This is a genomic window from Candidatus Limnocylindria bacterium, from assembly GCA_036523395.1.
In the GTDB taxonomy this organism is placed as follows: domain Bacteria; phylum Chloroflexota; class Limnocylindria; order P2-11E; family P2-11E; genus CF-39.
This window is the reverse complement of the sequence record DATDEH010000054.1, coordinates 1-17,945: the sequence shown is the minus strand read 5'-3', so window position 1 is coordinate 17,945 and position 17,945 is coordinate 1. Positions and strand designations below refer to the sequence as shown.

At 68.8% G+C, this 17,945-nt stretch carries 18 protein-coding genes; 13 read left to right on the top strand and 5 right to left on the bottom strand.

Annotation, left to right across the window (positions count from 1 at the left end):
- Nucleotides 1-40: 40 nt before the first annotated feature.
- The 9 genes from carA to VI056_07255 are packed head-to-tail and all read left to right on the top strand — an operon-like array spanning nucleotide 41 to nucleotide 10,022.
- Nucleotides 41-1,174 (top strand): glutamine-hydrolyzing carbamoyl-phosphate synthase small subunit, encoded by a 1,134-nt coding sequence (gene carA, locus VI056_07295; GenBank protein ID HEY6202833.1) that lies wholly within the window; start codon nucleotides 41-43, stop codon nucleotides 1,172-1,174.
- The gene (gene carB / locus VI056_07290) at nucleotides 1,171-4,449 is read left to right on the top strand and encodes a carbamoyl-phosphate synthase large subunit (GenBank protein ID HEY6202832.1); all 3,279 of its coding nucleotides are present in this window, start codon (nucleotides 1,171-1,173) and stop codon (nucleotides 4,447-4,449) included. Before carA ends, carB begins: the two co-directional genes overlap by 4 nt.
- Nucleotides 4,413-5,639, top strand: coding sequence for an MFS transporter (locus VI056_07285; GenBank protein HEY6202831.1), 1,227 nt, complete (start codon nucleotides 4,413-4,415; stop codon nucleotides 5,637-5,639). The genes carB and VI056_07285 overlap by 37 nt, the downstream gene beginning before the upstream one ends.
- An 11-nt stretch (nucleotides 5,640-5,650) precedes the next feature.
- Entirely contained in the window at nucleotides 5,651-6,064 is a 414-nt protein-coding gene (locus tag VI056_07280; protein HEY6202830.1) for a VOC family protein, read from the top strand.
- An 11-nt stretch (nucleotides 6,065-6,075) separates the two neighbouring features.
- On the top strand, nucleotides 6,076-6,354 hold the full coding sequence (locus VI056_07275; GenBank protein ID HEY6202829.1) for a hypothetical protein: 279 nt from the start codon (nucleotides 6,076-6,078) through the stop codon (nucleotides 6,352-6,354).
- Nucleotides 6,355-6,400: 46 nt separating this feature from the next.
- Nucleotides 6,401-7,228, top strand: coding sequence for a dihydroorotate dehydrogenase electron transfer subunit (locus VI056_07270; protein ID HEY6202828.1), 828 nt, complete (start codon nucleotides 6,401-6,403; stop codon nucleotides 7,226-7,228).
- On the top strand, nucleotides 7,228-8,430 hold the full coding sequence (locus VI056_07265) for a dihydroorotate dehydrogenase (GenBank protein HEY6202827.1): 1,203 nt from the start codon (nucleotides 7,228-7,230) through the stop codon (nucleotides 8,428-8,430). Before VI056_07270 ends, VI056_07265 begins: the two co-directional genes overlap by 1 nt.
- Nucleotides 8,427-9,416, top strand: a complete 990-nt coding sequence (locus VI056_07260) for a cyclic nucleotide-binding domain-containing protein (protein HEY6202826.1) — start codon at nucleotides 8,427-8,429, stop codon at nucleotides 9,414-9,416. Before VI056_07265 ends, VI056_07260 begins: the two co-directional genes overlap by 4 nt.
- A 9-nt stretch (nucleotides 9,417-9,425) precedes the next feature.
- A complete protein-coding gene (locus VI056_07255; GenBank protein ID HEY6202825.1) occupies nucleotides 9,426-10,022 on the top strand; it encodes a hypothetical protein in 597 nt (198 codons plus the stop codon).
- A 4-nt stretch (nucleotides 10,023-10,026) separates the two neighbouring features.
- Here the strand turns inward: VI056_07255 and pucL are convergent, their stop codons facing one another.
- From pucL to uraH, 3 genes are read right to left on the bottom strand one after another with little or no spacing between them, the layout of a single operon-like run.
- Nucleotides 10,027-10,845, bottom strand: a complete 819-nt coding sequence (gene pucL, locus VI056_07250) for a urate oxidase (protein HEY6202824.1) — start codon at nucleotides 10,843-10,845, stop codon at nucleotides 10,027-10,029.
- A 5-nt stretch (nucleotides 10,846-10,850) separates the two neighbouring features.
- Nucleotides 10,851-11,303 carry a 2-oxo-4-hydroxy-4-carboxy-5-ureidoimidazoline decarboxylase gene (locus VI056_07245; GenBank protein HEY6202823.1) on the bottom strand — a complete coding sequence of 151 codons (453 nt, stop codon included), beginning with the start codon at nucleotides 11,301-11,303 and terminating at the stop codon, nucleotides 10,851-10,853.
- Nucleotides 11,304-11,624, bottom strand: a complete 321-nt coding sequence (gene uraH, locus VI056_07240) for a hydroxyisourate hydrolase (protein HEY6202822.1) — start codon at nucleotides 11,622-11,624, stop codon at nucleotides 11,304-11,306. It abuts the gene before it with no gap.
- A 23-nt stretch (nucleotides 11,625-11,647) separates the two neighbouring features.
- On the opposite strand from uraH, the gene VI056_07235 reads away from it, so the two are divergent.
- The 4 genes from VI056_07235 (at nucleotide 11,648) to VI056_07220 (ending at nucleotide 16,249) form a co-directional block, all read left to right on the top strand.
- A complete protein-coding gene (locus tag VI056_07235) occupies nucleotides 11,648-12,064 on the top strand; it encodes a DUF3830 family protein (GenBank protein ID HEY6202821.1) in 417 nt (138 codons plus the stop codon).
- Nucleotides 12,065-12,175: 111 nt separating this feature from the next.
- Nucleotides 12,176-13,531: an allantoinase AllB gene (gene allB / locus VI056_07230; GenBank protein ID HEY6202820.1), complete on the top strand. Its 1,356-nt coding sequence runs from the start codon at nucleotides 12,176-12,178 to the stop codon at nucleotides 13,529-13,531.
- Nucleotides 13,528-14,772, top strand: coding sequence for a Zn-dependent hydrolase (locus VI056_07225; protein ID HEY6202819.1), 1,245 nt, complete (start codon nucleotides 13,528-13,530; stop codon nucleotides 14,770-14,772). Before allB ends, VI056_07225 begins: the two co-directional genes overlap by 4 nt.
- A 154-nt stretch (nucleotides 14,773-14,926) precedes the next feature.
- Nucleotides 14,927-16,249 carry an amidohydrolase family protein gene (locus VI056_07220; protein ID HEY6202818.1) on the top strand — a complete coding sequence of 441 codons (1,323 nt, stop codon included), beginning with the start codon at nucleotides 14,927-14,929 and terminating at the stop codon, nucleotides 16,247-16,249.
- Here VI056_07220 and VI056_07215 read toward each other — a convergent pair.
- Complete coding sequence (locus tag VI056_07215; protein HEY6202817.1) at nucleotides 16,246-16,644, bottom strand: response regulator transcription factor; 399 nt, start codon at nucleotides 16,642-16,644, stop codon at nucleotides 16,246-16,248. The genes VI056_07220 and VI056_07215 overlap by 4 nt on opposite strands.
- A 74-nt stretch (nucleotides 16,645-16,718) precedes the next feature.
- Nucleotides 16,719-17,846 (bottom strand): response regulator, encoded by a 1,128-nt coding sequence (locus VI056_07210; protein ID HEY6202816.1) that lies wholly within the window; start codon nucleotides 17,844-17,846, stop codon nucleotides 16,719-16,721.
- Nucleotides 17,847-17,945: the final 99 nt, after the last annotated feature.

Here is a 17,945-nt window from a genome sequence, read left to right as displayed (position 1 = left end):
GTTGCATCTTTATGCATCAGAAACGTATAGTTATGCACCAATGACCAGGGCGGCGGTCTTGGCGCTCGAGGACGGCACGGCGTGGTGGGGAGAAGCGTTCGGTGACGCATCCGCCGCGTCGGGCGAGGTCGTCTTCAACACGGCGATGACCGGCTATCAGGAGATCGCATCGGACGCGTCGTACAACGGCCAGATCGTCGTCCTCACGTATCCGCTGATCGGCAACTACGGCACGTTCGAGCGCGCGGCCGAGTCACGTCGCCCATGGGTCGAGGCGCTGGTCGTGCGCGAGCTGAACTCGACGTGTCGCGAAGGCACGGTCGATCTGGACGCGTACCTCCGCCAGTACGGCGTTCCCGGGATCTCCGGCGTGGACACACGCGCTCTGGTGCGCCGCCTCCGCGCGAAGGGCACGCTGCGCGGCGCGCTCCTTCAGGTGGCGCCGGGACTCGCGCAAGACCCGGGCGTCGAACAAGAGGCGATCGCGAAGGCGCGCGCCTCCGCGCCACTCGGCGCTCGACCGCTCGTCGTCGAGGCCAGTGGCGTCGGCCGGCAGGTGGGAAGCGGACCGAAGATCGCACTGCTCGACACCGGCGTCAAAGAGAACCAGGTCCGTTGTCTCACCGCTCGTGGGGCGACCGTGAAGGTCTTCCCCGCGACCGCGAGCGCACGCGACGTGCTGTCCTGGTCGCCCGAGGGCATCGTCATCAGCAACGGCCCGGGCGATCCTGCGGCGATCCCGCAGATCGCGCACAACGTGAAGCTGCTCCTCGACGCAGTATCGCAGCGCGGCACAGCGCGGCCCGTGCCGATCCTCGGCATCTGCCTTGGTCACCAGCTCATCGGTCGCGCCATCGGAGCGACGACCTCACGTCTGCCCTTCGGACATCACGGCGCGAACCATCCGGTCCAGGACGTGCGCACCGGCAGCGTGGTCATCACCAGCCAGAACCACGAATTCCAGGTCGACGAAGGGTCGATCCCCGGCGGCAGCGACTTCTACGTGAGCGCGCGCAACCTCAACGACGGCTCGGTCGAGGGTCTCGCACACCGGACTCTGCCGATCCGGACCTACCAGTACCACCCGGAGGGCGCACCCGGTCCGCGCGATAACGAGCCGGTCTTCGATCGCTTTGTCGCGGACGTCCGCGACGCCGTCGCGCGCCGCGGATGAAGGTCCTGATCATCGGCTCGGGGCCGATCACCATCGGCCAGGCCGCGGAGTTCGATTACGCCGGTTCGCAGGCGTGTCGCGCGCTACGCGAGGAGGGCATCGAGACGGTGCTCGTGAACTCGAATCCCGCGACGATCATGACCGACCCCGGTGTGGCCGACGTGACGTACATCGAGCCGCTCACCATCGAGGTGCTCGAGCGCGTCATCGCGAAGGAGCGCCCGGACGGTCTGCTGCCGACGCTGGGCGGGCAGACGGGTCTGAATCTCGCGGTCGCGCTCGCCGAGGCCGGTGTGCTCGAGCGATACGGAGTGCGTCTTCTCGGCACGCCCCTCTCCGCGATCCAGCAAGCGGAGGATCGCGAGGCCTTCAAGCAACTGCTGATCGGCATCGGGGAACCGGTGCCCGAATCGCTGACGGTGCACACCGTCGATGAGGCCGTCACGTTCGCCGAGCGCGTTGGGTTCCCGCTCGTCGTGCGCCCGGCCTACACGCTCGGCGGGACCGGCGGCGGCTTCGCGTTGGGCCGCGACGAGCTCGTCGAGCGCACCGCCCGCGGTATCGCCGCGTCCCCGATCGGACAGGTGCTCGTCGAGCGCTCGCTGGTCGGATGGAAGGAGATCGAGTACGAGGTCATGCGCGACGCGGGTGACACATGCATCACGGTCTGCAACATGGAGAACCTCGATCCGATGGGCGTGCACACCGGTGACTCGATCGTGGTCGCGCCGTCGCAGACGCTCACCGACAAGGAATATCAGATGCTCCGCAGCGCGGCGCTGCGGATCATCCGTGCACTCGGCATCGAGGGTGGCTGCAACGTGCAGTTCGCGCTTCATCCCGAGCGCTCGCCGTCCGCGGACCCGGACGCGCAGGTCCCGTACTACGTCATCGAGGTGAACCCGCGCGTCTCGCGCTCGTCGGCTCTCGCGTCGAAGGCGACCGGGTATCCGATCGCGCGCGTCGCGGCGAAGATCGCGATCGGCAAGCGGCTGCACGAGATACCGAACGCGGTCACGAAGCGGACGTCCGCCGCGTTCGAGCCGGCGCTCGACTACGTGGTGGTCAAGATCCCGCGCTGGCCCTTCGACAAGTTCCCGGGCGCGGATCGCTCGCTCGGGACGCAGATGAAGGCGACCGGCGAGGTCATGGCCATTGACCGCTCGTTCGAGGCCGCGATGCAGAAGGCGCTGCGGTCGCTCGAGGTCAAGGGTCAGGGTCTCCTGTGGGAGGCACCGTCGTGGGTGGAGGTCGCCGAGCCGGCGCTCTTCCTCGATCGATTCCTTTCGAGCGGCGCGACGGACGACCGGCTCTGGCGTCTCTTCGCCGCACTCCGGCGCGGCGCGACCGTCGAGGACGTGCACGAGCGCACGAAGATCGACCGGTGGTTCCTTCGCAAGCTCGCGTCGATCGTGCGCTTCGCCGAGGACGAGCTGCAGGGAAAAACGCCGACCCCGACCCTCTTGCGGCGCGCGAAACGGCTCGGATTCGCGGATGCCGACATCGCGACACTCGCCGGCATGCTCGCGACGGACGTGCGCCGCTTGCGCGCGCAGTGGGGGATCCGTCCGGTCTACAAGATGGTCGACACGTGCGCGGCGGAGTTCGAGGCCGTGACGCCGTATTTCTATTCAACGTACGAGACCGAGAACGAAGCCGAGCCACTGACGGGACGGAAGGCCGTGATCCTGGGATCGGGGCCGATCCGCATCGGCCAGGGGATCGAGTTCGACTGCTGCTGCGTCCAAGCCGCTGGCGCGCTCCGCGAGCTTGGCGTGGCGTCGATCGTCGTGAACTCGAACCCCGAGACCGTGTCGACGGATTTCGACGAGTCGTCTCGCCTCTATTTCGAGCCGCTCGACGAGGAGTCCATCGCCTCGGTCCTGGCGAACGAAGGCGTCATCACACTCGGCGTCGAGGGGGCGGCTCTGATCCCGGTGTTCACGCAATTCGGTGGGCAGACCGCGCTCAATCTCGCGGAGCGGATCGAGAGTGTCGGCGGCGTGATCGCGGGCACGTCGTCCGACGCGATCGGACTTGCTGAAGACCGTCGCCGCTTCCACGAGTTCGCGGATGCGCTCGGCGTCCCGCAGCCGCCGGGTGGGACCGCCGAGTCGTTCGCGGAGGCTCGGGTCATCGCGCAGCAGATCGGCTATCCGGTGCTCGTCCGTCCGAGCTACGTGCTCGGTGGCCGTGGGATGGAGATCGCGTACAGCGATGACGATCTCGAACGTTACTTCCGCTCCGCACTCGAAGCAGGTACGGGCCGTGTTCTGGTGGATAAGTACCTCCGGGGCAAGGAGGTCGAAGTTGATGCGGTCAGCGATGGCCGCGACACGCTCGTCGCCGGGATCATGGAGCACATCGAGCGTGCCGGAGTGCACTCGGGCGACAGCTACGCGGTCTACCCCGCACAGAACCTGCTCCCCGCGGAGCGCGACCGCGTCGTTGAGCTCACGCGGCAGATCGCCGCCGCGCTCCCGGTGAAGGGTCTCCTGAACATCCAGTTCATCGTCGAGGAGGGCCGGGTCTGGGTGCTCGAGGTGAATCCACGCTCGAGCCGCACCGTGCCGTTCCTCACCAAGGTCACCGGCGTTCCGCTGGTGCGTCTTGCGGTCGCGATCTCGCTCGGATCGACCCTCGCCGCCAAGGGCTTCGCGCGCGAGGACGGACTCTGGCCGTCCGGTGACCTGGTCGCGCTGAAGGCGCCGGTGTTCTCGATGGCGAAGCTGCTCGATGTGGACACGTATCTCGGACCGGAGATGAAGAGCACCGGCGAGGTGATGGGCGTCGACCGCACGTTCGCGCCTGCGCTGTGGAAGTCGCTTGTCGCGGCGGGCCTCGCGCCGGCGTCGAGCGGAAGCGTGCTCATCACGGTCGCCGACAAGGACAAGCAGGAAGTCGTCGCGATCATCGAGGGTTTCCACTGGCTCGGGTACGAGCTCGTCGCGACGAGCGGCACCGCCGCACTCATCCGATCCCTCGGTATCGACGTCCGCGAGGTCGGCAAGCTGTCCGAGGGCGACGACGAGATCCTGCGTATCGTGCGGTCGGGTCGCTGCGCCGCCGTCGTGAACACGCCGACGCTCGGCAAGACGGTCGACCGCGACGGATTCCTCATCCGGCGCGCCGCGGTCGAGGCGCGCGTTCCGTGCCTGACCTCGCTCGACACCGCGCTCGCGGTCGTCACCGCGCTCCGTGCGAGCGCAGTGAGCTATTCCGTCGCACCACTCGCCGAATACCGGGCGCCTGCCGCCGTGGCCGCCGCGGACTGAGCCGACCCACCGAGGCGCCGGAGCACCGCGAGGCGCCGGCGCTCTCCACCGCGCTCGTCGTTGCCGCGTCACTGCTCGGCGACACACTCCTGTACACGGTCCTCCCGGTGAGCGCCGCCTCGCTCGGGATCTCGCGGCCGATGGTCGGCGTGATCCTCTCGCTCAACCGGTGGGTGCGTCTTCTCACGAACCCGCTCGCGGCGCGGCTGTACGAGCGATTTCCAGCCGGCGCGCTCGTCTTCGTCGCGATCGTGCTGAGCGCGGCGTCGACAGCGATGTACGCGGTGCCGGCTGCTCTGGTCGTATTCCTCTTCGGCCGGTTGCTCTGGGGCTTCTGCTATTCGCTTCTCCGACTCGGTTCGTTCCTCGCCGCCCTCGAAGACGCTGCGTCGCACGCCGGCAGACGGATCGGCAACACGCGCGCGGTTTGGGGTCTCGGCTACTTCGCCGGCGCGGTGTTCGCGCCGTTCGCGATCGAGACCATCGGATGGACCGGTACGTGCGTCGTCGCGGCCGCGCTCACGCTGGTCGCGGGAGTCGGGCCGGCGTATCTCGCGTCAGGCTGGCGGCGGCATATCCGTGTTCCGGAAGAAGGACACATTCCCGCGTCGGCCTGGGAGCCGCGGCTCCTGGCCCTCTTCGTCACGGCGACCGTCCAGCTCGGCCTGTACGCCGGCATCCTCGTCGCGGCCGGAGGCTTCCGCGTGGACGAGCTGTTCCACGACGGTGCGCCGGTCTTCGCTTTCGTCGTTCCCGCGACGTTCGTCGCCGCTGCATTTGCGCTCACGCAACGCATCGCGCAGGTGGTGTGGACACCGATCGCGGGTCGCTGGAGCGACCGCTCCGCGAGCTGGGCGTTCGTGACGTCGACGCTCGTCGCACTCATTTCGGTCGCGCTGCTCGCGCTGCTGCGTCCCGACCCGGTCGTCTTCGTGGTGATCGGCGGCTTCGCGTTCGTGAACGGACTGACCACGACGATCGCGGTCGAGCTCGTCGTGTCTCGTCGCTCTCGCGATCACGATCGCCCGCGGATCCTCGCCGCGCTACATACCTGGCAGGACGCGGGTGCGGCGGGAGGCGCGCTGCTCGGCGGCGTGCTCGCGGCCATCGGTGCCGGGCCAGCCCTGCTCGTCGGCGCGGCGCTCCTCGGCCTCACACTTCCGCTGTGGTGGGCGGCGACGCGGGCATGAGGTCGGAGTTCATGAGCGCGGACGAGTACGGCCGCACGCTCCGCGGCCTTTCGCTGAACCTCATCGTGCGCGACGTCGCGCGGAGCACTCCTTTCTATGCGGATGTGCTCGGTTTCCGCGTCCTTCATCAGACCGTGGATTACGCGGCGCTCGAGCGCGACGGCGCGACGATCCAGCTGCACGCCGACCGCACGTACTCGCGCCAGCCGTGGGGCTCGCGCCTCGGTGAAGAGGGGAGGCGCGGCTTCGGTGTCGAGATACGGCTCATGGGCATCGATCCGGACGAGGCCGAGCGTCGCGCGCGTGCCGGTGGTCACACCGTGCTCGCCCCGGCGAAGGACTGGCCGCCCCACGGCTGGCGCGACTGCCTCATTGAAGACCCGGACGGGTACACGTTCTCGGTCGGCGTTCCGCTCCGCTCCTAACATCCCGCCCTGTGAACACCGCGCCGCTTCCGCTGGACCAGCGGGATCTCGTTCGCCGTCTGCGCGACATGCTCGCCGCGGTGTCCTTCACTGGTGAGGGGACCGGAGAAGCGCTCGGCAGCGGGGACGAGATCGTCTCGCGTTCATCTGGGATCCCCGTCCAGATCAGGCAGCTCGCGACGCACGGAACGTTCGGTGCGCTCGTGCGGCTCCTCATCCTCGACCTCGACGTGCCGATCGCACACGCTCGAGGTCGTGGCCGACTGATATCGGCTCGGATTGTCATGTGAACGGGGGCGCTTCGGCGCCCCCGTTCCCGTCTGCGAGACTTGCACCGTGTTACTCGAGGCCGGCCGCGTCGTTGCCAACGCGCAGATCGGCGAGCTCGGAACGCTCCTGCTGGTCCGCGCGCCCGACATCGCGGCGCAGGCGCACGCCGGGCAGTTCGTGCACGTGCGCCCGGGCGTTGGCTGGGACCCGTTGCTGCGGCGGCCGTATTCGTTCTGCGGTATCGACCGTCGCGCAGGGGAGATCGAACTGATCGTGAAGCCGCTGGGCACCGGCGGTGAGTGGATCGCCGAACGCCGCGCCGGTGACGCGCTCGATCTGCTGGGGCCACTCGGCACCTCGTTCGTCGTACGCCGCGACACACGGAACCTGCTCCTCGTCGCAGGCGGAACGGGCATCGCCCCCATGCGGGTGATAGCCGAGCAGGAGGCACCACGGCGTAACGTGACGCTCGTGATGGGCGGACGCTCGGTCGCGTACCTGTGGCCGTCCGACCGGCTGCCCGCGAGCGTCGAGTACGTGACGACGACCGACGACGGCAGCTTCGGCACGCGCGGCCGCGTGACCGACGTCCTTCCGGCGCTGCTCCCGTGGGCCGATCAGCTGCTCGCGTGCGGCCCGTGGCCGATGCTCGCCGCGCTCGGCCGTCTTCGTGAAAGCGCGCAGAACGCCGCCGCGACCTTTCCCGGCCGGCGCACCCTGCTCGAGGCGCAGATCGCGGTCGAACAGCACATGGGCTGCGCCATGGGCGTGTGCCGCGCCTGCATCGTCGTCACAGCTGAAGGCAACGCGCGCGTCTGCCGGGAGGGTCCCGTCTTCGCGCTCGGCGATATCGCCTTCGAGGCTGGTGAACCGGCGACCGTGGGAGTCCACTGATGCCGTGGCGCCGAACGAAGAAGCACGTCGAGCGGCCGATCGACGTGCGCCGTTCGCTGGAAGAGTCTCTCGAGACCGCCGCGGAGGGCGAGGAGGAAGAAGATCTCGTCGAGCTCGTCGATCTCGATGGCGCGTCGATCGCGGAGGCCGCGATCGGCGAACCCGACGCGGAGCGGCTGCCCACGGAGATCGCCGACAAGCTGCGGGCGAGCCTCGCGGGCGCGGTCATCACCGAGGTCCGTGCCGTCCAGCAAACGCCTCCGGACACGCTGCCGGAGCACGGCATCGACCTGTCGGTGGAGGCGGCGCGCGGTCTGTGGCTCAAGAACCCGGTGCTCACCGCGTCCGGAACGTTCGGTCAGGGCGTCGAGTACGCGGAGCTGATCGACATCACGCGACTCGGCGCGATCGTGAATAAGGGCACGACTCCTCACGCGCGTCCTGGCAATCCGCAATACCGCATCGCCGAGACGCCCGCAGGCATCCTGAATTCGATCGGCCTCGAGAACCCGGGCGCCGAAGAGGTCGCGCGCAAGTACGGCAAGGTCTGGGCGAAGCTCGGTGTGCCCGTGATCGTGAACGTCGCGGGCTATAGCGTCGAGGACTACGTGTTCGTCGTGGAGGCTCTCGATGGCACCACGGGTGTCGTCGCCTTCGAGCTCAATGTGTCGTGCCCGAACGTCGAGGGCGGAATGCTGTTCGGCTGCGATCCAGGTCTGGCCGCCGACGTCACGCGCGCCGTGAAGGACGCGACGGACAAACCGGTCATCGTGAAGCTCACTCCGAACGCGCCCGATGTCGTCTCGGTGGCGGTCGCGTGCGAGGAGGCGGGCGCTGACGGTCTCACGGCCATCAACACCGTGCTGGGCATGAGGATCGACGTCGCCAAGCGGCGTCCGGTCCTCGGGACGCGCAGCGGCGGTCTCTCGGGACCGGCCCTCCGTCCGATCGCGGTGCATCTCACCTATCAGGTCGCGCAGGCCGTCTCGATCCCGATCATCGGCGCGGGCGGCGTCACGAGCGCGAACGACGCGCTCGAGTTCCTGATGGCCGGCGCGTCGGCGGTGCAGGTCGGGACCGCCACCTTCGCCGATCCGACCGCGCCGCTCACTGTCATCGAGGGGCTCGCCGCCTACGTCCGTGCCCAGGGCCTCGCGTCGATCCGCGACATCATCGGTGCGGCGCTGCCGCGTGCCCTGTGAGCAAGCCGCAGGACGCATTCTCCTTCGGACCCCTCGCGCTGCTCGAGAAGAGCTCGCGCGAGCGACTGAAGAAGCTCGCTTCGAAGCGCCAGCTCGAGGTGGGCGAGATGCTCATCGACGAGCGGCATCCGCTCGACGAGGCGTACGTGGTCGTCGACGGAACGATGCGCGTCGTCGGGACCGTCGAGCTCCGGACCCTCGCGATCGTCAGCGCACCTTCGCTCGTGGGCGAGCTGGTGTTCTTCGATGAGCAGGACATGGCCGCGACCGTGGTCGCCGACACGCCGTGCACAGCGTATGTGCTGCCGGGCAAAGAGCTGCGGCGGCTCATGGACGAGCAGCGTGTCTTTGCCGTGGCGATGCGCGAACGGACCGACATGTGGCTCGCTGACGTCTTCCTGAAGCGGCAGAGCCCGCTCCGCGATCTTCCCTCCGACATCGTCGCCTCGCTCGCGTCGCAGCTACGCCCGCGGATGCTCGCGAAGGATCAGCTGGTCGAGGGCAGCGACGACGACTGGTATCTCGTTCGCCGCGGAGCGCTCGAGCCGGTCGAAGGCGGAGAGCGGACCGAGCCGGGCGACTTCATCCAACGACAGCGTGGGATCGGCTACGCGGCCGTGGGCGAGACGTGGCTCTACGAGCTGCGTCTCAGTGACGTCGCCCGCGAGATCGTGCGCTATCAGTCGCGGCTGCGCGAGATCAAAGAGACGATCAGCGATCCCACGCGCGTGAAGCTCAGCCCGAATCTCACGATCGTTCATGACTCTCGTCTTGGCGGCGCGCTCGTGCGCGACCGGCACAACCGTGCCGTCGTGTCGGAGCGCGTCGCCGCGCTCATACCGGCGATCGATGGTCACACCGACGTGACGCGACTCACCGAGCTCACCGGCATCGCGCGTGGACCGGTGATAGAGGCGCTCGCGGTGCTCATCGCATCGGGCCTCGCGAACGACGAATCGCGGTGGCCTGACTTTCGTCCCGACTAGACTCAGGGCATGCCTTTGAGCGTTGCGCGTCCAGCGGTCTCGGAGGCTTGGCGCACATCGATCACAAGCCGCATCACGGCGGTGCATGAGCTCTGGCAGGAGGGGGTGGCCGACCTCACTGTCGACCAGGTCAACCACTTCGAGCGGTCCGGTGTCCTGCCGATCGCGTTCACGCTCATGCACTACGTCGTCGGCGAGGACCGCAACGTGGCACGTCACCTCGGGGCTGATGCGCTGCTGTGGGATCAGCAGGGCTGGGCCAAACGCGTCGGGCTCGTTGGCGAGCCGCCCATGCGCGGCACGCCGATGGCCGACGCCGAGCGGATCCGGCTCGGCGACATCCACGCGTGGCGCGCGTATCAGACCGCGGTCTTCGCGCGCACCGAGAGCGCGCTCGCCGCGCTCCCCTTGGACCGCTTCGCGCAGAAGGCGCTGGACCGGCCACCGGCCGACAAGCTGAAGGGAGCCTTCATCGCGCTCCTCGTGCCGGAGGGCGATTTCCACGTCAGCGACGTGTGCGAGGCGTACCTGTTCCAGCACGCGGTCCGCCACCTCGGCGAGCTCGAGCACGCCCGTGCGCTGGTCGGCCTGGGCGGTCTCTCTTAGCCGCTTAGCGGCGCAGCACCAGCCCGATCTTTCCGAACGTCTGTCGTGGCTCGGCGAACACCCTCACGTCGCCCTTGCCCTCGGCGACGGCATCGGGGGTGTGGTTCTCCGCGGCGAACTCCACCTCGCTGAGAACGGGGAAGCCGTTCAGCAGACGCGTGCCCATGACGTGCACGAGGTGCTGGATCGAGCGGCTGTTGAACTCGTGGAATGTCTGCTCGATGGCGCGCCGGATGAGGCCGCTCGAGATGCGGCTAGCTCGCTGGGGATCTCCATACCGCCAGTGCGCGTCCATCCGGATCGTGAGCGGCCGATCGGTAAGCTCGGGCAGGCTCGTGTACTGATCGCGTGCGAACGCCTCGAACGAGCTGCCGGTCGTCTTCAGCAGCCGGATGCCCTCGATCCCGCTCCGCGCTGCCGTCACGACGATCTCGCCGCCCCGACGCTCGAGGTCTGCCTCCGACATCGCGACATCGGTGCGCGTCAACCGGAAGACCACGTCGCTCTCGTCGTGTGCCGGGTCGAGCGGGACCTCATATGCGGTGACGCGGATGCGCTCCATCTGCGGGTACGTCTCGAGCAGGCGCTGGCCGAGGAACAACACGTACTCGTCCGGCGAGCTGCCATCGAAATCGGCGGCCGTCGCGTACACGAAGTTCTTCATCGTGTCCGTCGCGACGACCTCGCGGTTGTCGCCTTCCGTGTACGCCGCGCCGAAGCGCTCGCCGAACACGTCGATCGTCACGGAGGCAGCGAACGGAGGCGCGGAGCGCTTCGCGAGACGGAAGAAGATCACGCGGGTCTTGCCGTACTGGATCTCCATCGGTGTCACCGCTTGCGCTCCAGGCGGTCCAGCGAGATCGCGAGGAACTCCTCGATCCCGGCCTTGAGCTCCGCATGCCGCTGATTCGCGAGACGTGCGCGCAGGACCGGGACGATCTCTTTCTTCGAGCGACCGGCGACGAACACGACGAACCGGAAGCCGAATTTGTCCTCGTACGCGTCGTTCAGCTCATCGAGCAGTTGCAGCGTGGCGCCGTCGGCCGCCTCACCCTGCTCGCGACGTGAGTGCATCGAGAGCGACGCGGGGTCCGCGCCGATCCGCGGGTGCGCGTTGAGCACCGCGACACGCTCGGTCTCGGTCATGCGATCGAGCGCTCCGCGTGCCTTCGCGATGATCGCTCGAGGCGTGTCCTCGTCGGCGTCGCGCAGAGCGGCCGCGAGCCCCGGCGCGCGCTCGAACACCGCCGCGAGCCTTCCGGTGACCGCGTCCGGTGGCATCTAGCTGCCGAGGTACGACACGACGCCGTAGCGCGACACGAGGAGCGGGATGTGCTGGTGGCCATCCTTCAGGCGCACCTCGAGCGTCACGGTGCCGAGGAACGTGTCGAGCTGGCGGGATCGGAAATACGCGCCGACGTCGAAGACGAGACGATACATCCCAGGCTCGTGCGCCTCGCCGAGCTTCGCGACGCGGCCATCTTTGCCCGTGATGCCCTTCGCGGCGAGCGTCGCGTCGCGATAGAGCGCCACGTCGACACCTGCGGCCGGGACGCCGCTGGTCGTGTCGAGGACGTGCGTGGAGAGCGTCGCCTGCGCCATCGGGCGGGTATCGTACGCCCGCGATGGCCATGCTTCGCATCACTGCCGGGCCGTTCACTTTCAAGGCGCGCTGGGAAGAGGAGCACGCGCCCAAGACGGTGGACGCGATCCGTCGCATGCTCCCGCTCCGCAGCAAGCTCGTGCATGTCCGGTGGAGCGGCGAGTCCACCTGGGTCCCGATGGGTGAACGGCATCTCGGCGTGGGGTACGAGAATCACACCAGCCATCCGGCACCGGGCGAGATCCTCGTCTACCCCGGAGGCATCTCCGAGATGGAGGTCCTCTTCCCGTACGGCGCGTGTCTTTTCTCGAGCAAGGTCGGGCAGCTCGCCGGCAATCACTTCGCCACGGTCGTCGAAGGCAACGAGCACCTCGCCGATCTCGGCCGCCTCACGCTCTGGGAGGGCGCGCAGGAGTTCGTCGTTGAGGAAGTCAGTTGAGCGAGGAGCGGCTCCGCCGCGACGAGCGAATCCACCAGCCTTGAGCGTGTCTCCGCGGCGCAGCCGCGAGATCGATCAAGAGGTCTAGCCACGGCCACCGCAGATCTCGCGATCCGCGGCGGACGGGTCGTCACCGAGGAAGGCGTTCGTGAGGCGGACGTCCTCATCGCCGGCGGGATCTTCGACGCGGTCGTCGATCCGGGCCAGGGCAGGGCCTTTGATGAGATCGAGGCGCGGGGACTACACGTGTTCCCGGGTGTCGTCGACGCGCACGCCCACGTGAACGAGCCCGGCCGCGACGACTGGGAGGGCTGGAGCGCGGCGACTCGCGGCGCGGCCGCGGGCGGCGTGACGACGCTGGCCGACATGCCCCTGAACTCGCTGCCGCCAACGGTCGACGCTGCCGCGGTGTACGCGAAGGAGTCCCGCGCCGCGCGCTCCGCGATCGTGGACTACGCGCTCTGGGGCGGACTCGTCAGCGCGGATCTCGCGCCCCTGCTCGACCTCAAGACCACCGGCGTCGTGGGGGTCAAGGCATTCCTGTGCCCCAGCGGAGTTCCGGAGTTCCCGCATCTCGATGCCGGAACGCTCACGGACGCGCTCGCGGCGGCGACGGTCGCCGGCCATCTCGTCGCAGTCCATGCCGAAGACGAAGCGCTCGTCGCGAAGGGGACGGAGCAGCTCCAGACGATGAATCGACGCGACCGGGCTGCATGGCTGGAGTCCCGGCCTCCGGCGGCGGAGCGCCGCGCGATCGAGCGCCTTGGCGATGCTGCGCGCGAGACCGGGGCCCGGGTCCACGTCGTTCACGCCTCCAGCTCGGCGGCGGTGACCGCGGTCGTTCGCGCGCGCGAGCGCGACGCGAGCGTGACGGTCGAGACGTGCCCGCACTATCTCGTCTTCACCGCCGAGGACGTCGACCGCGTCGGACCGGCGCTCAAGTGCGCGCCGCCGATCCGGGATGAGTCATCGCGCGAGCGGCTGTGGCAGCACGTGCTTGCCGGCGAGATCGATCTCGTCGCGTCGGACCACTCGCCGTGCACGGCCGACCTGAAGACGCGAGGCGACAACGACATCTGGGAAGCCTGGGGTGGAGTCACAGGGATCCAATCGTTGCTACCGGCGATGCTGACCGAAGGAGTGCACCGGCGCGGTCTCCGGCTCGCCGCGCTGGCGCGTCTGGTGGCGGGCGCGCCCGCGCGCCTTCTAGGAATCTGGCCACAGAAGGGCGCGATCCGCGCGGGTGCGGACGCGGACCTCGCGCTCGTCGCGATGGATCGCGAATGGACGCTCGAGCCCGAACAGCTGCAGGCGCGCAGCGGCCTCAGTCCGTATGTCGGGCGGGCGTTCCGCGGCGCGGTCGTGCGCACGCTGGTGCGCGGAGTCACCGTGTTCGACGATGGTGAATTCGTCGAGGAGAAGAGATATGTCCGCTTCGGCCGTCTTGTGAGGAGAATGGAAGCGTGAAGACACTCGAGGCGGTCGCTATCGACGAGCGCCGTCTGCTGCGTCGCCTCGACGAGCTCGCACAGCGCGGCGCTCTTCCGGGCGGCGGTCTCTATCGCGCGCTGTACACGCCGTCATGGGTCGCGGCGACCGAGCTCGTTTCCGGCTGGATGAAGGGGGCGGGACTGCTGGTGCGGCGCGACGCGGTCGGCAATATCTGGGGACGCGTCGAGGGATCGCGCGGCGGACGCGCCATCGTGACCGGCTCGCACATCGACACGGTGCGCGGAGGCGGTCCGCTCGACGGGGCGCTCGGAGTCGTCGCGGCGGTCGAGGCCGTGACGAGCCTCGTGTCGGCGCTCGGTCGGCCCCTTCGGATCCTCGAGGCCGTCGCGATCTGCGAAGAGGAAGGCAGCCGATTCAACACGAACTTCTGGGGAGCGCGCGCGATCGCCGACCGCATCGAGCCCGATGAAGCCTCGCGCGTCCGCGACGCCGACGGCGTAACGCTGGCCGATGCGATGCGCGGCGTCGGCCTCGACCCGGCGAATGTCGCGCAGGCGATCCGCCGCGATATCGACACCTTCGTCGAGCTCCACATCGAGCAGGGTCCGCTCCTCGAGGAAGAGGGCCCGCGGCTGGGTGTGGTGCGCACGATCGCCGGCACCGCGCACCTCGAGGTCGTCGTCCGCGGACAGCCCGACCACGCCGGCGCGACCGCGATGGACCGTCGACGCGATGCCCTTCTCGGCGCATCCGCGATGATGCTGGCGATCGCCGAGGTCGCGCGCGAGATGGGCCCGCCCGCGGTCGCGACGGTCGGCACCATCAGCGTCGAGCCCGCGCAAGTGAATGTCGTGCCCGGCATGGCGCGCTTCACCGTGGACGCCCGCCACAGCGACAACGCGCAGCGCGCCCTGCTCGTGTCGGAGATCACGAAGGTCTGCAAGGTCGCCGGACGCGAACGCGAGCTCGCTGTCGACGTGCGCACCCTCCGCGACCGCCCACCCGTGCTGCTCAACGAGCGGGCTACCGATGTCGCGCGGCGCGCCTGCGTCGCGTGCGGTGTCGCACCCCGCGACATGACGAGCGGCGCAGGCCACGACTCGCAGGTGCTCAGCGTCGCGGCGCACGCGGCGATGATCTTCGTGCCGAGCATCGGGGGACGCTCGCATTGCCCCGAGGAGGCCACGGCCGCGGAGGACGTCATCCTCGGGACGCGCGCGCTCGCGACCGCGCTGCGCGAGCTGGCGTACACGTAGTGCCACGCCCCGCGAGCGACAGCGGCGCGCGCTCCCTCTCCTCGCTGCTGGCTACGCGCGCCCGCTCATCACCGGGCGTGCGGCGGTCGGGCGCGCTGGGCGCAGACGCTCGTCGAGGGAGCCCTCGCCGCTGCCCTCGCGGGACGCGACACTAGTGGCGATCCTGCTTCGCGGCGGCACCCTTCTCCCGATGAGCGACGGTGCGCGCCCGATCAAGGGGGACATTCTGGTGAGCGGCGCACGCATCACGCAGATCGGTACGGATCTGCAGCTGCCGCCCGACACGGAGGTCGTGGACTGCTCCGGCTGCTACCTGATGCCGGGGTTGGTGCAGACCCACGTGCACCTCGTGCAGACGATCTTCCGCGGTCTCGCCGAGGATGTCGGCCTGCTCGACTGGCTGCGCCGCTTCATCTGGCCGCTCGAGGCCGCACACGATGAGGCATCGGTGCGCGCGTGCGTGCGGCTCGGCCTCGGCGAGCTGCTCACCACCGGGACGACGACGATCCTCGACATGGGCACGACGCGCTGGGGCGATGTCGTGGCCGAGGAGCTCGTGCGCTCGGGCATCCGCGCCCGGTTCGGCCAGGCGATGATGGACACCGGAGATCGCGTTCCGGCGAACCTGGTGGAGACGACGCGAGACTCCCTCGACGCGAGCGCTGGGCTCGTCAAGCGTTGGACGAAGGCCGGCGCGGGCCGCATCGGTTATGCGTACGCGCCTCGTTTCGCGCTCTCGTGCACGCGCGAGCTGATGGAAGCGGTCGGCATGCTCGCGAAGATGAGCGAGCTGCTCGTGCACACGCACTCGAACGAGAGCGCCGAGGAGCGCTCGGCGGTACAGGGCGCGACCGGCATGTCGCCGATCGGCTATCTCGCGCAGGTCGGGATCGCGACACCGCGGACCGTGATCGCACACGGTGTCCACGTCGATGATGACGAGCTCGCCATGCTCCGCGAGACGGGCAGCGCGGTGACGCACTGTCCCTCGTCGAATCTGAAGCTCGGCTCTGGCGTCGCGGATGTCGTCCGCCTGAGACAGGCGCGCGTCACCGTTGGCCTCGGTGCGGACGGCGCGGCGTGCAACAACGAGCTCGATGGCTTTGACGAGGTGCGGCTCGCGACCCTACTCGCGCGGACGCTCCGCGGGCAGGGTTCGTTGACCGCCGGCGATGCGCTCGGAATGGCGACACGCGAGGGAGCTCGAGCGCTCCACCTCGAAGAGGAGATCGGCACGCTTGTGGTCGGGCGCCGCGCGGACATCGCCGTGATCGACAGCGAGCGCCTCGCCGGGCCGGGCGGCGATCCCGTCGCGCGGATCGTCTTCGGCGGCGGCTCGCGGGGCGTGCGCGACGTCATGGTGGACGGCACGTTCATCGTCCGCGGCGGCGCGCCACTGCTCTTCGATCCAGCTGAGGTCCGCGCCAAGGCGGCCGAAGCATTACCCGCGCTGCTGCAGCGCGCGCAGCTCTCTTAGGTCGCGGCTGCGCTCTGCGTCGGGCCGGGGCCGCGCATCACGGCGGTCGCGACGCGGCTTAGAAGCTGCGAGAACTCGAATGGCTTGGGGAGCGTCGCGTGGATCCCGGGAAGCTCGGCGCGCATCGGCGCGACCGCGGACACGACGATCACCGGAGGATGTTCGCCGGGCAGATCGCGCATCTTCGCGTAGAACTCATAGCCGTTCATGACCGGCATCATCAAGTCGAGCAGGATCACGTCCGGTCGCCATGAGAGCCAGCGCAGCGCGTCGCTGCCATCGGTCGCGCACGCCACTTCGTAGCCCTCCTCTCGGAGGAGGATCGCGTAGAAGTCACGCAGGTCCGCGACGTCCTCGACGACCAGCACCCGCTGCGGTGGCGTGCGAGTTCTCATCTCCGCATCATGGACCTTCACGGCTCGGATGGACAGCGCCGAGTTAGCGGCTGCTGTTCATCGGGCCGCCTTACCTAGTCGACGGCCGGATGGGCAAGCACGCGTAGCGCGAGCACGCTGTAGGCCGGGACCGGCCGTGAATACCCCTTCAACGCCAGGTCTCCTACGGCCTCCGACTCGATCGCACTCTCGATCGCACCGTAGACGCGCTGGCTCACGAGGATCTGCCCGGGCTTCGCCTCCGCCGACAGCCGCTGCGCGAGATTCGTCACGTTACCCACCGCGCCGTAGTCGTAGCGGCCCTCGAAGCCGATGCGCCCGAGGGTCGCATGACCCATGGCGATCCCGGCGCCGAACCCGAGCTTGTGCCCGCGTTTCTCCCATTTCGTGAACTGCTCGGTCATCCGCTCACGCACGGCGATCGCCATTCGCGCGGCGCGGAGTGGGTGATCCTCCTGCGGGACCGGGTCGTTGAACCAGACCATCACGCCGTCGCCGGCGAAATGTTCGAGCGTGCCCTCGTTGCGGAAGACCGCCGCCCCGACGGCCTGGTGGTAGTCGCGGAGCACCGCGAGCGACTCCTCGGGCTCGGCAGTCTCCGAGAAGGTGGTGAAACCGCGCAGGTCGCAGAACACGACGCTTATCTCGCGGCGATGCGGCTGCAGGAGCGATTCCTGCGACAGCACGAGCTCGGCGATCTGCGGTGAGAGGAACCGTCGCAGTCGACCGACGCGCTCGATCTCTTCGACCTGTTCGCGTACGCGCGCCTCGAGCGTGCGATTCCACTCCGCGAGCTCGCTCGACTGTTGCCTGATCGTGTCGTGGTATTCCTTCAGACGGAGAAGCGAGCGTACCCGCGCGAGGAGCTCGAGCTGATTGAACGGCTTCGCGATGAAGTCGTCCGCTCCAGCTTCCAGCGCCTGAACGCGTTCCTGGTCGCCACTCGCGGTGATCATCACGATAGGTAAGAACCGCGTTGCCGGGTCGTCTCGCAGTCGGCGGCACACGTCGTACCCATTGAGGTCCGGCATGACGATGTCGAGCAGCACGAGGTCGGGGTGCTCGCGGATGACCGCGGCGAGCCCGGTGGTACCGGACTCCGCCGTGACGAGCTGGTACCCGCGCGGCCCGAGGATCGCCTCGAGCAGCCGCAGGTTCTCTGGGGTGTCGTCGACGGCGAGGATCTTTGGAATGCGCTTCATGAACGAGCCGCCCGGAGATGGCCGCGGATCGTTTCGGGGAAGCTCTGCACGTCGATCGGCTTGGTGATGAAGCCGTCGAAACCAGCCTTGTCGAAACGC

What these genes read in the sequence shown, in the direction of transcription:
- pucL (HEY6202824.1), bottom strand. Translation starts at nt 10,845, where the DNA reads ATGGAGATCCAGTACGGCAAGACCCGCGTGATCTTCTTCCGTCTCGCG.
- VI056_07255 (HEY6202825.1), top strand. Translation starts at nt 9,426, where the DNA reads ATGCCTTTGAGCGTTGCGCGTCCAGCGGTCTCGGAGGCTTGGCGCACA.
- VI056_07245 (HEY6202823.1), bottom strand. Translation starts at nt 11,303, where the DNA reads ATGCCACCGGACGCGGTCACCGGAAGGCTCGCGGCGGTGTTCGAGCGC.
- carA (HEY6202833.1), top strand. Translation starts at nt 41, where the DNA reads ATGACCAGGGCGGCGGTCTTGGCGCTCGAGGACGGCACGGCGTGGTGG.
- uraH (HEY6202822.1), bottom strand. Translation starts at nt 11,624, where the DNA reads ATGGCGCAGGCGACGCTCTCCACGCACGTCCTCGACACGACCAGCGGC.
- VI056_07215 (HEY6202817.1), bottom strand. Translation starts at nt 16,644, where the DNA reads ATGAGAACTCGCACGCCACCGCAGCGGGTGCTGGTCGTCGAGGACGTC.
- VI056_07235 (HEY6202821.1), top strand. Translation starts at nt 11,648, where the DNA reads ATGGCCATGCTTCGCATCACTGCCGGGCCGTTCACTTTCAAGGCGCGC.
- VI056_07280 (HEY6202830.1), top strand. Translation starts at nt 5,651, where the DNA reads ATGAGCGCGGACGAGTACGGCCGCACGCTCCGCGGCCTTTCGCTGAAC.
- VI056_07265 (HEY6202827.1), top strand. Translation starts at nt 7,228, where the DNA reads ATGCCGTGGCGCCGAACGAAGAAGCACGTCGAGCGGCCGATCGACGTG.
- carB (HEY6202832.1), top strand. Translation starts at nt 1,171, where the DNA reads ATGAAGGTCCTGATCATCGGCTCGGGGCCGATCACCATCGGCCAGGCC.
- VI056_07210 (HEY6202816.1), bottom strand. Translation starts at nt 17,846, where the DNA reads ATGAAGCGCATTCCAAAGATCCTCGCCGTCGACGACACCCCAGAGAAC.